Here is a 12,537-nt window from a genome sequence, read left to right on the forward strand (position 1 = left end):
ATAACGTTACTTCTAAATAACGATTTAGTGCGTTATAGTACCGGCTGCATCTACTATTGCAGTCACACTATTCTTTGTATATTTAAAAGAACCATCAGAAGTTAATGAAACATTATTATCTAAAGCCACTCCAGAAACAAAGTCTTTTATCACGCCGTCAAATGCAGTTGCGTTATCCCCAACTTTGTAGGTACTACCACTTTTCGTTACTGTTGGCCAGCTCCCGTTTTTAGCATAATATGTGTCGGCAATAGTCCTGATATTTTTTGCCTCTGATATAGTCGCTTTTTCTCTAGCATCATCCGTATACCCAATGAACCTTGGTACTAGAATAGTTGCTAAAATACCAATAATAGCGATAACTACAACTAATTCTACCAAGGTAAAGCCTTTTTTGTTCTTTTTCAGATTAATAAGTGCATTTGTCATGATTTTTCCCTCCTGAATCTTTAGTTTTAGTAAACCGACTTCATGATGTTCACCATAGGCAGCATAATTGCCAACACGATAGAACCGATAACCACGGCCATAACAATAATCATGGCGGGTTCTATTGCGGCCGTCAGTTTCTCTATCGCTTCCTCCACCTCCTCATCAAAGAAGCCGGCTGTTCGCGTGAGCATTTCATCCAGTTCACCCGTCGTCTCACCGACGGTGATCATATGGATCAAAAGAGGCGGAAAAAGTCCGACTTTTTTAATCGGTCCGGCAATCCCCTTTCCTTCTCTCACCGCTACACAGCAATCAATAAATTTATGTTCAGCAACCCGGTTCCCTAATAAATTACTCATAATTTCAATTGCCGAAATAACCGGAATACCACTCTTGAGCAAGATTCCCATACTCCGGGCAAACCGGGATGTGATCACCTTGACCGTCGTCTTCCGCAGCAGCGGAAGTTTTAACTTCATAGAATCGAGCCAATATTTGACTTCACTCTTTTGGGCTAAATATGACAAAACACCCATTAATACAATTCCGCTTAGCGTCAGCATGATCAGATGTTTAACAAAAAATTCACTAACTCCTAATAAAATCTTCGTCAGAAGCGGCAAGTCACCGCCAATGGACTGCAGAATCCCGGCAAAGGTTGGCAAAACCTTGATAAGCAGCATGGTCACGACACCTACGGTGAGAAAAAACAGAATAAGCGGATAAGTCATCGCCGTCCGGATTTTGCGGCGAATCTTATTTTCTTTCTCATAGAAATCAGCAAGTTGATTCATGATAACATCCAGCGTTCCGCTCGCTTCTCCCACTCGAATCATGTTAATCATAAATTCAGGAAAGATCGTTGTATGATCGGATAAGGCGGCAGAAAGCACTCTTCCGCGCTGCAGTTCTTCATGAACCTCCTCTAACGCGGTCTTCAATTTTCTCTTTTCCATCTGATCGCGTAAAATCCCTATTCCATCAACGATCGTGATCCCTGCACTGATAATAACTGAGAACTGACGACAAAAAAGAGCAATGTCCTTCATGGTTATCCGTTGAAAAAGGTCGTCCAGGCTAAGCACCCTGCCCTCGGCTTGCACATCAATCAGAAAATATCCCTGCTCCCGCAGCATGGCCGTGAGCGCTTCAACATCTGCGGCCTCATGCGTCCCCGACATTTGTTCCCCAATTAAGTTTTTTGCTCTATATGTAAATGTTGGCATGCTCGTGTTTACCACCTTTAGCTAAGAACTGTTGAAAATACTGTTTATCTTGAGCTCTGGAAAATCCCTCCTCTCGTGTGATCAAATCTTTAAGACATAATTCTGCTAGATTTGCCTCAAGGGAATGCATACCTTCTTGAGCTCCCGTCTGAATAATGCTGTTCAGCATGTGCGGTTTTCCTTCGCGGATAAGGTTTCTGACGGCTGGATTTACGACCATAACTTCTGTAACGGGGATCAATCTGCTTCGATCCGAACTTGGCACCAGTTGTTGGGAGACAACGCCTTCTAATACCGTTGCCAATTGATTTCTAATCTGATTTTGCTGATTCGGGGGGAAATTATCGATAATCCGATCCACGGTTTTTGCCGCCCCAACCGTATGCAAGGTTGAAAAAACAAGGTGTCCCGTTTCGGCTGCGGTTAAAGCAATGCTAATGCTCTCCATATCCCGCATTTCCCCAATCAGAATGACGTCAGGATCTTCCCGTAAAATCGAGCGCAAAGCGATTTGAAATGTGGGAGCGTCAAGACCAATCTCCCGCTGATTGACAATACTCCGTTTATGCTTGTGCAAATATTCGATGGGATCTTCTACTGTTATCACATGGCACTGTCGTTCTTCATTGATTACGTCAATTAAACTGGCTAATGTTGTCGATTTTCCGCTTCCCGTAACCCCCGTAATCAGTACCAGTCCCTTTTTAAGGCGGGCGAAATTCTTGATGACCAGCGGTAATCCCAAAGAATCAAACTTGGGAATAATAAACGGCTGAATTCTGATGGCCACGGCGTAGGTTCCACGCTGTTTAAAAATGTTAATCCTGAAGCGGCCTAAGCCATTTCTCGAAAACGATGAATCAACAACGCCGTTTTTCTTGAGAAGGTCTATCCTTTCACAATCAAGGCAAGAATCCGCAATTTCACGTGTGATTTCTGGTGATACAGTCTTCAAGCTTTCAATCGGCTGCAAAAATGACTGCAACCTCAGCATAGGCTTACTGCCTACCGTAAGATGGATATCTGTTGCCTCCATCTTTACAGCATACTCCAGCATAGCATCCAAATCGATCGTTTTAATCTCTTGCATAGACTGTCTTAACCATCTCGTTGATGGTGGTCACCCCCTTTAATACGAGTTGTTTACAATTCTCATAAAGTGGAACCATTCCATTCTCAAGCGCCATACCCCGCAACTCTTCCGCATTCGTTCCTTTTTCGATCAAAGTTCGTAATTTACTGTTAAGTATCAAGACTTCATGGATCGCGTGACGTCCCTTATAGCCGGTATAGTGGCAAGATGGGCATCCCACTGCCCGGTATAGTTTCGGGAGATCTTTCTGTTTTAATATTTTCTTCTCACCTTCTCCGGGTTCATATTCTTGCTTACATAACGGACAAAGCCTTCTCAGAAGTCTCTGCCCAATAATGCCTACTATGGATTCCGCAACTAAATAGGATTCAACCCCCATATCCACTAACCGCGCCAAAGTACTCGGTGCATCATTGGTATGGAGCGTTGATAACACAAGATGCCCGGTTATGGCTGCTCTTACCGCAATATGCGCTGTCTCTTCATCCCTGATTTCCCCAATCATGATGACATCGGGATCCTGCCTTAGAATGCTTCGTAAACTTGAGGCAAAGGTCAACCCGGCTTTTTTATTGACTTGCACCTGGTTAATTCCATGCAACGTGTATTCAACAGGATCCTCTACAGTGACAATGTTCTTATCCGATGTATTTAATTCTTGAAGCATGGTATAAAGTGTCGTCGATTTACCGCTTCCCGTCGGACCTGTGAGGAGAATAATTCCATACGGAGAATTCAAAATACTGTCAACCAATGTATTTTCATATTCGGTAAAACCAAGCCCGCTTCGATTAAAGAGGAAACTGTCGCCGTTAAGAATGCGAATAACGATCTTTTCTCCAAAAACGGTGGGCAAAGAGGAGACACGAAAATCGTAACTGTTCCCATTAACCGTCATTTCAATTCGGCCATCTAAAGGAATCCTTTTTTCAGCGATGTTCATTCCAGCGATAATTTTGATACGCGTTGAAACAGCGGAATAAAGACTCTTAGGAATTTCCATGCTTTCGACGAGTGTACCGTCAACTCGATAACGAACTTTAACATTGTTTTTAAACGGCTCTATATGAATATCACTCGCATTGTTTGAGATACCCTGGTTTATAATCGAATTTGTCAACCTTACTGCCGGTGCGCTTTGAACCTCAATGATAACATCCTGATCAATCTTGTCATCAAGATCAACCTTATATTCATTTTTTAGATCTTCCAGTGCTTTATCCGTTGTCTGCTTACTGAAATAATGCTCAATGGCCTTTTCGATGGCATTACTACTGGCTAAACAGGGCTGAATTACTTTCCGAGTGATAAAGGTCACGTCATCTACCGCAAAAATGTTTAAGGGATCGCTCATGGCAACAATGAGTTTATTATTACTTTCACGAATCGGAATAAGCTTATATTTCTTTGCTACTTCCCGGGGAATGCAGCGAGCAACCTCTGGGTTAATAAATTCTCTTTCAAGATCGATCTTATCCAGTGATAATTGTTCGGCAAGGGCATCTAAAATTTCATTCTCCGTCAATAAATGAAGCTCAACCAATACCTCCCCTAAAAGTTTCCTCGTCCTTGCTTGTTCCATCAATGCCTTTTCCAATTCAACTGAGGTTAATTTGCCTGCTTCAATTAAAATCTCGCCCAGTTTCTTCTTCGTAAACCGTCCATCCGTCAACCTTATCAGGACTCCTCTATTTTTTACATTAGGATGAGATGGGTTGCATGTTGTTAGGTATTAGTCCTTTATTTCAATAAGATTAAATTTGTTATGATTATATTAAAATTGTCACGCTTAATTAGTATTTAGTATACTTCTAACTTATTATGTATGTCAATTTGGAATTATGAGAAAATTGTAGGGTATATGCTATTTTTATTAACCTTTAAGAACATAAAAAGTCCTCAACTGAAAACAGTTAAGGACTAAAGATACAAAAACCTATGTTATTCCGACAGACTATCAAGCCGTCGTTTTATTTTATGCTCCAGCTGCAACTGGCGGGTATGAGCATCTAGATTAAATACTTAGAATTTCTAAAATCCCTGGAGTAACATCCTCCAGTTTTGTCCACTGAGGCCATTCGATTTTAGAATTTGACCAAGCTAATGCCGGGACACGATTTCGGGTATGCCCCTTAATCTTAAAATCTTCAATATTTCCATGATCACTCGTTAATAGCCATGCAACATCTTCATCCTTCACTGTATCCATGAGACCTCCGAGGAAGCTGTCGATTTGTTCAATCAACCGGATGGATTCCGCCCACTTTTGCTTATGTCCAAAGACATCCGTTAGGAAGCTCTCATAAAGCGTAAAATCATAATTTAAGGCCAACTTGCCTAAGTTTCGTCCCGCTTGTTCAGGTGAGATTAAGGGAACATCCTCCCCGAGCTCCCGCGGAAAAGCATTCGTCATATCGTAATATACCGCTCGGCCTTCCCTGAGATCCGGAATCCGCCGCAATTTTACTCCGCCTGCCAGTGCCGATAAGGTCGAAGCAGAATGCCGCTTCTTTCCGTTTGCAATCTGCTGCTCATAAAAAGGGGTAAACGTATTGGCAAACATTCCTTGCTGACCACGATCTGCAAGCTGCTTAAAAATACTCTTTTCAGCAATGATGTGAGCTAATTGTTGATTAGGATATGCATTCAGATGATAACCCAAAACTTTCGAAGCATTCACGCCTGTCCACAGCGTCGTCTGCCCGGTTGCGCTTTGAGGAACACCAGGCACTCCTAAAGTGGCGTCTAAGGAAGTTAACCTGCTCTTACCTGCAGCAATGAAGCGATCACCCCAAAGAAGATGTCCGCCGAGTAATTGATCCATATTGGGAGTCCGAGCTGATACAATAGGGTTATTTTCCTCAGAGCCCAGCCCAAAACCATCTAAAAAAATCATAACAAAATGCATTTTTATCTCCTAAATCGCTTCACACTATTCCTTCTCTAGTTTATCCAAATTAGGAGTAAAAAGCAAAAATAACGAGTTCCGCACCCTATTGATGCAGAACTCGTTTTTGAGTTTTCCATTCGTTCTTTTACTTTCCGTTACTCCGTTTTTTCTCCTAACAGCTCCATCAATGTTTCCTGCTCTTTCCGGAGTTTTTCTAAATCATCTTCCAAATTAAGCGCGACGAGAATAGCGATCTGATGCGCAGCTAGACGAGGAAAACGCTGTGCTGTCAAACGCATTTTCTTATCGACCTCATGCGCTATCTTTTGTATATACTCCGGGTCTTCAGCGCCTTTAATAACATGTGTTTCCCCAAAAATCTCCACAGTTACTTTGCCATCCTCTTTCGACATAAGCCACCTGCGTTTCTTCCATTTCTCTGATACTTCTACAGCTTATTTTCGTGACTCCGCGCCAAATTCCTTCTCGATTCCCTCAAGAATCTTTGTATTTAAAGCGGTAACCTCTTCATCTGTCAGCGTCCGCTCCAAGGATTGGTAACGCAGAGCAAATGCCAAGCTCTTGCGGTCTTCAGGAATCGGCTTGCCAGTATATACGTCAAAAATATCAACGTTCTCTAAAAGCTTTCCTCCCAGCTCACGGATACGTGCCATAACAGCCTGAGCAGGTATATCCTTGGCCACAACTACCGCTAAGTCCCTTTGAACGGCAGGGAAACGCGGAATAGACGCTGCACGAATCGTCCTATCGCTGGCATCAAACAGCGGCTTGAGTTCCAGCTCAAAAACGAGGGCATGTTCCAGTCCTGACTCCTTGCCCATGGCTGGGTAAAGTTCACCCATGAAACCAACTTTTTCACCTTGCAGATATATTTCTGCTGAACGTCCCGGATGAAGAAGTTCGGTATTTTTCGGAACTCGATACTCAAGTTTGATGCCAAGTTCCTGACCGACCTCTTCCATCAATCCTTTTACCGTGTAAAAGCTATATTCATTGGACGATTTAAGCCAGTGGCGTGAAGGCTTGCCATAAAGAAGTCCCGCAAGCCGCAGCCGTTCTTCCGGCAACTCGGTTAATGGCTCTCCTGTCCCCAGGTATACATTTCCGATTTCAAAAATCCGAACATCTAAATTTCGGCGTGTCACATTGCGAGCGGCTACCTCTAACAAGCTTGGAAGCAGCGAAGTCCGCATCACGCTTAACTCTTCACGCAAAGGATTCATCAGCGGAATTCCGCGCTCTGCCTGTCCCCATGCCTTATCGGCATCCGGACGATTAAACGAATAGGTCAGTACTTCATTCATCCCCAAGTTCACCATTAAATGCCGCAGCTTACGCCGAAACTCCTGTTCCTGAGTCCGGCGGCCTTGAGTCTGGCTTCCTCGAGGCAGTGTCGTTGGAATGCGGTCATATCCGGTTAGACGCGCCACTTCTTCAATAAGGTCTTGTTCGATTTGGATATCTGAACGATAGGAGGGAACTTTTACGAGGAAACCTCCATCTTTAGGCTCATACGAAAACTGAAGCCGATCTAATACCGACGATATTTCTTCTAGGCTAAAGCTCATTCCTAAAAGAGCACTTGTATTTTCAGCAGTAATTTTTACGGTACGGGCTTCCGGCAAAATTTTGCATTCTTCGACAAAGCCTACCGGACGGCCTGCTCCTAATTGAAGGATAAGTTCGCTCACCCGCCCTAACGTTGCGGCAATTCCGGCAACATTGATTCCTTTTTCAAAACGGTTGGAAGCTTCGGAACGCAGTCCTAAGCGGCGGCTCGTACGGCGAATACTGACATTGGAAAAATGAGCGGATTCAACCAAGATTCGGGTTGTTGAGTCCGTAATTTCGCTATCTAATCCCCCCATGACTCCGGCTAAGCCAAGTGCTTCTTTATCATCCGCAATCAGAAGCATCTCAGGATCAAGCGTCCGTTCCGCATGGTCTAAAGTCATGAGTTTTTCCCCAGCGCGGGCGCGGCGGACATGGACAGCCCCGGAAACTTTGTCCCGGTCAAAGGCATGGAGCGGCTGCCCCATTTCAAGCATCACATAATTCGTAATATCTACGATATTGCTGATCGGTCGAACTCCTGCTGCGCTTAAGCGTTTTTGCATCCAGTCCGGAGAAGGTTCGATCTTCACATCTTCAACCAAAAGGGCCGCATAACGATGGCAAAGTTCCGGTTCTTCAATAATGATCTGAGTTTGCGTATCCGCAGGATAATCCGGTCCCTGCTCAGTTTCCGCCCAGCAATTGACATGGATTTTTTCTCCTGTTAATGAAGAAATCTCACGCGCCACATTGACCATCGCTAAACAATCCGGGCGGTTCGGATAGAGTTCAAGATCAAGAACACTATCCCCTTGAATGACCTCACTTAGGCTAATCCCTACCGGCGTTTCCGGAGGAAGAATCATAATTCCGCCTTCACTCCGAGGATCACCAAAACTCGCATTCAAAAGAAGTTCGTCCGTAGAACAGAGCATTCCATTCGACTCCACTCCGCGAAGTTTTGATTTGCGGATTTTTTGACCCGTTGGAAGTGTTGTTCCGTGAGCAGCTACGGGGATTTTATCATTAACCAGGAGATTCTGGGCACCTGTGACAATTTGAACGCTTTGATCCCCGAGATTCACATCACAGATCCAAAGTTTATCTGCATCGGGGTGATGCTCTAATCGGACTATTTCTCCGACAAGGATTGGCTCTAATCCTTGATTTAAATGCTCTACGCCCTCGACTTCAATCCCGCCGCGGGTGAGAGTCTCGGCTAATTCCTCCGCAGGAACTTTTACATCAATAAGTTCGCGTAACCATTCCAAACTAACCTTCATGCCTCTGCCTCCTTAAAACTGCTGCAAAAAGCGCAAATCATTATCGAATAAGAGTCGCATATCTTCGATTCCGTACTTGAGCATAGCAATGCGCTCTACGCCCATACCGAAGGCAAAACCCGTGACTTCTTCAGGGTTATATCCCCCATTCTCCAACACCTTAGGATGGACCATTCCCGATCCAAGGATCTCAATCCACCCCGTTCCTTTGCAAATACGGCAGCCGGAACCTCCGCATAGCATGCAGGAAACATCGACTTCCGCGCTAGGCTCTGTAAAGGGGAAAAAGCTGGGTCTCAAACGAATTTCACGTGACTCGCCGAACATCTGCCTGGAAAAGTTCAGAAGGATTCCCTTTAAGTCTGACATCCGAATTCCCCGGTCAACAACAAGTCCTTCGACTTGATGAAACATGGGCGAGTGAGTTGCGTCATCGTCTTTACGATAAACCTTCCCTGGAGCGATAATTTTTACCGGCAGCTGCGGATGCATCCGCTCCATGGTCCGAATTTGTACCGGAGAGGTTTGTGTTCTCAGCAGAATTTCCTCTGTGATGTAGAAAGAGTCCTGCATTTCGCGAGCCGGATGCTCTTTCGGCAGATTTAAGGCTTCAAAATTATAATAATCGCTTTCAATTTCCGGACCCTCCGCTACCTGAAAGCCCATACCCAAAAAGATATCTTCCATTTCTTCAATGACACGTGTCAGCGGATGCTGATGGCCTCGGGATAACCGAACTCCGGGCAGAGAAATATCTAAACGCTCGGTTTCAATCTGTTTCTGTAAAGCGGTTTCCTCTAATTCCTTAGTCCGCTCAGTCCAAGCTTTTTCTAAAAGATCGCGTGTTTCATTGACCACCTGTCCAAAAATAGGCCGTTCTTCAGCGCTTAATTTTCCCATCTGCCGAAGCATGGCTGTTAAAGATCCCTTTTTGCCCAGAACCTTAACCTTTAAATCTTGAAGTGTTTCCAATGAGGTCAAACTTTTCAGTTCGGCCAGTGCCTCTTCTTGAATACGACGAACTTCTTCTTTCACATTAACCCTCCTAAATATTGAAAACTTTTGCCGGTAAGCGTTAAAATAGGCATTTTCATGATTCCCTATCCCTTATAAGGATTAACCTGTAAAAAAGATGCCTTATAACTAAAAAAATCCCCATCCCCAATAGGGACGAGAATTACTCGCGGTACCACCCTGATTCAGCCCAATGAGCTGCAGCTTGATTTTCCCTTTAACGGAGGAACCCGGGCTCACCTCATCAGCAAGCCGCTCTCAGGCGAAATTCAACATTCACTTTGAATGTGGAGTCTAACTTAGTTGGCTTTCAGTCTACGGCCAATCCTCCCTAGAAAGCAAGTCTCCTTTTATCCTGATCATCGCATTTTCAAAAATCTGTATACTGTTTAATAATATTCTAAGAAATTATATCATTTCCTTTTTCGCTTGACAAGGAATTAAGCCGCTTAACCCCTAATGTTACACCTTTCTGCGAGCTATTTCATAGAGGATAATTCCTGTCGCGACAGCCACATTAAGAGATTCTACCTCATTGCTCATGGGTAAGGTTACGCGGGTTAGTTCAGGTGAACGAAAAACTTCTGAAGGTCCATTTCCTTCATTACCTACAACTAAAGCCAGTGGAAACAAACACTTCGTTTCGTATAAAGAATCCCCCTCAATATCCCCAGTCATAATTTTTATGCTTTTGGACCGAACAAAAGCGACCACATCCTGAGGGGAGCAATCCGTCAAAACTTTTAAACCAAACACCGTCCCCATTGTACTGCGTAAAACCTTCGGATTATAAAGGTCTACAGTTCCTGCTGTTAAACATACTTGATGGACTCCAGCCGCTAACGCAGTGCGAAGAATCGTCCCAAGGTTCCCAGGATCCTGAATTCCATCGACAATTAATAGTACGGTTTGCGAATCAATCTCCAAATCGCTCCAGGTTAGATTCTTAACTCCAACGACAGCAATTATGCCTTGGGGTTCTTCCGTATCACTCATCTTCCGCAGAACTTTTTCATCAACCTCGATGATTGCAACTCGGCGCTCATGAAGAATATCTTGAAGCGAGGACCAGTTTTCCTTTTCTTTTTCAGGACAGACGTAAATCTGACGAATTTCCGCCTTTCGCCGGACGGCTTCCTCAACAAAACGCCAGCCTTCAATCAGAAACTCTCCATGATCCTTGCGCGTTTTGCGTTTTTGCAGAGCCACAATATGTTTAACCTGCTCATTTTGCAGTGAGGTCAGCATTATTTTTCACCCCGTCAGTCATGGTTGATACATATATACGAAAAGGGTGCGTATGCACCCTTTGATTTATTTTGCGTTGATTTGCGCTTTAGCTACATTGACTAATTCAGTGAAAGCAGCAGTATTGTTAATCGCAAGCTCAGCTAAGATTTTGCGGTTAACCGATACGCCAGCCTTTTTTAAACCGTTCATCATACGGCTGTAAGAAAGACCGTTCATGCGGGCAGCTGCATTGATTCGAGCAATCCACAATTTACGGAAATCACCTTTCTTATCTTTACGGTGAGCATATGCATAGGCTAAGGATTTCAGAACTTGTTCATTTGCAGGGCGGAAGAGTTTACTCTTAGCACCACGAAAACCTTTAGCCAGTTTTAAAACTTTTTTATGACGCTGATGCTTCGTTACCCCTCTTTTAACACGGGCCATAGCGAAGACCTCCTTATTCGTTTTAATAGGGTTGTCCTATCGGACTAAGGCAGAGTAACCTTTAAGCGGTAACTCTCTAAACCCCTATCCCGACAACCGGCTTTGAGATTATAGATATGCAACCAAACGGGCAATGCGTTTTGCATCAGTTTTATGCATAACCGTTGATTTGCGAAGATTACGTTTGCGTTTCGGAGATTTCTTCTCCAGGATGTGGCTTGTATAGCCATGGAAACGCATAATTTTACCCGTTCCTGTTTTCTTAAAACGTTTCGCGGCTCCGCGATGAGTTTTCATTTTTGGCATTTGGGTGATCCCCCTCTCATGTTAGTCATGTTTGACAGGCGTCAAGATCATTATCATGTTACGCCCTTCCAGCTTAGGTTCACGCTCTATACTAGCCTCTGCTTTACAGAACTCCGCAAGGCGTAAACATAACGTTTTTCCTAAGTCGGGATGTGTAATCTCCCGTCCGCGGAACATAATTGTTACTTTAACCTTATCGCCATCTGTTAAAAAGCGTTGGGCATTGCGTGCTTTTGTTTCGAAGTCATGATTCTCAATATTAGGACGCAATTTGACTTCTTTGATTTCTGTCGTCCGCTGTTTCTTGCGGGCTTCTTTGTCTTTTTTAGCCTGCTCATATTTGTATTTCCCATAATCCATGAGCTTACAAACTGGCGGCTTAGCTGTCGGAGCGATCTCGACCAAATCTACAGACTTATCCATAGCAATTTGGAGAGCCTCTCTAAGCTGTACTATCCCGAGTTGTTCCCCCTCTTCACCTACAAGGCGAACTTCCCGAGCCCGGATTTCATCATTAATCCGTAAATCCTTACTAATAGCAAACCACCCCCACATTTAATTTCCTTTTAAATAAATAAAAGACGGGCGAACTACCACCCGTCTTCATAAGCAAATCATGAGCATATAAACTCAAGACTCGAAGATACCTCATCGACTTGAGCCATGAGGTGAGAAGCGGATGGCTTCTTCTTGAACATTCAATATTATATTTGTTTAAGATGCTTTTGTCAAATTAATTCATATTGTAAAAAAATCTTAGGCTAAGTTAGTAACAGTCAAGTTAGTGAATGTCGCGTAGCTTCTCACACATCCGCTCACTTAGTCGCTCCGGGGCTTGCGCACCCGCTTTCGTAGCAGCTATCTTCAGCGGATAAGCATTCTTTGGAGATAGCCGCTTCGAGCGAAAATGTCCACCGGACACTTTCGTGCCAAACCTCAGGGTAATACCTGAAGCGAACCAGTGGCTACGCTATGCTACGAAAGCGTCGTGCGCTTAAGCGCCCCTCCGCAAAAATCGTTCACGTCTGTGTGAGAAGGCTA

The 12,537-nt window shown here is 44.0% G+C and carries 12 protein-coding genes; all 12 read right to left on the minus strand.

What is annotated here, in order from left to right; translation table 11 throughout:
• Positions 1-24: 24 nt before the first annotated feature.
• Positions 25-429 carry a type II secretion system protein gene (locus ACHOLT_RS03120; protein ID WP_425805720.1) on the minus strand — a complete coding sequence of 135 codons (405 nt, stop codon included), beginning with the start codon at positions 427-429 and terminating at the stop codon, positions 25-27.
• A 26-nt stretch (positions 430-455) separates the two neighbouring features.
• The gene (locus ACHOLT_RS03125) at positions 456-1,658 is read right to left on the minus strand and encodes a type II secretion system F family protein (protein ID WP_425805721.1); all 1,203 of its coding nucleotides are present in this window, start codon (positions 1,656-1,658) and stop codon (positions 456-458) included.
• A complete protein-coding gene (locus ACHOLT_RS03130; RefSeq protein WP_425805723.1) occupies positions 1,639-2,748 on the minus strand; it encodes a type IV pilus twitching motility protein PilT in 1,110 nt (369 codons plus the stop codon). The genes ACHOLT_RS03125 and ACHOLT_RS03130 overlap by 20 nt, the downstream gene beginning before the upstream one ends.
• Positions 2,735-4,423, minus strand: a complete 1,689-nt coding sequence (locus ACHOLT_RS03135) for a GspE/PulE family protein (protein WP_425805724.1) — start codon at positions 4,421-4,423, stop codon at positions 2,735-2,737. The genes ACHOLT_RS03130 and ACHOLT_RS03135 overlap by 14 nt, the downstream gene beginning before the upstream one ends.
• A 342-nt stretch (positions 4,424-4,765) precedes the next feature.
• Positions 4,766-5,659 carry a metalloenzyme gene (locus ACHOLT_RS03140; protein WP_425805726.1) on the minus strand — a complete coding sequence of 298 codons (894 nt, stop codon included), beginning with the start codon at positions 5,657-5,659 and terminating at the stop codon, positions 4,766-4,768.
• Between the two features lie 137 nt (positions 5,660-5,796).
• Entirely contained in the window at positions 5,797-6,054 is a 258-nt protein-coding gene (locus ACHOLT_RS03145) for a cell division protein ZapA (RefSeq protein ID WP_425805727.1), read from the minus strand.
• Positions 6,055-6,096: 42 nt separating this feature from the next.
• A complete protein-coding gene (gene pheT, locus ACHOLT_RS03150; RefSeq protein ID WP_425805728.1) occupies positions 6,097-8,499 on the minus strand; it encodes a phenylalanine--tRNA ligase subunit beta in 2,403 nt (800 codons plus the stop codon).
• 12 nt (positions 8,500-8,511) lie between these two features.
• Positions 8,512-9,534 carry a phenylalanine--tRNA ligase subunit alpha gene (gene pheS, locus ACHOLT_RS03155; RefSeq protein ID WP_425805729.1) on the minus strand — a complete coding sequence of 341 codons (1,023 nt, stop codon included), beginning with the start codon at positions 9,532-9,534 and terminating at the stop codon, positions 8,512-8,514.
• 441 nt (positions 9,535-9,975) lie between these two features.
• A complete protein-coding gene (locus tag ACHOLT_RS03160) occupies positions 9,976-10,761 on the minus strand; it encodes a TrmH family RNA methyltransferase (protein WP_425805731.1) in 786 nt (261 codons plus the stop codon).
• Positions 10,762-10,827: 66 nt separating this feature from the next.
• Entirely contained in the window at positions 10,828-11,190 is a 363-nt protein-coding gene (rplT, locus tag ACHOLT_RS03165; protein WP_425805733.1) for a 50S ribosomal protein L20, read from the minus strand.
• A 108-nt stretch (positions 11,191-11,298) separates the two neighbouring features.
• Positions 11,299-11,496 (minus strand): 50S ribosomal protein L35, encoded by a 198-nt coding sequence (gene rpmI, locus ACHOLT_RS03170; RefSeq protein ID WP_425805734.1) that lies wholly within the window; start codon positions 11,494-11,496, stop codon positions 11,299-11,301.
• A gap of 21 nt (positions 11,497-11,517) precedes the next feature.
• Positions 11,518-12,051, minus strand: a complete 534-nt coding sequence (gene infC / locus ACHOLT_RS03175) for a translation initiation factor IF-3 (RefSeq protein ID WP_425805735.1) — start codon at positions 12,049-12,051, stop codon at positions 11,518-11,520.
• Positions 12,052-12,537: the final 486 nt, after the last annotated feature.

This window comes from Desulfitobacterium nosdiversum (genome assembly GCF_049860565.1).
Taxonomy (GTDB): Bacteria; Bacillota; Desulfitobacteriia; order Desulfitobacteriales; family Desulfitobacteriaceae; genus Desulfitobacterium_A; species Desulfitobacterium_A nosdiversum.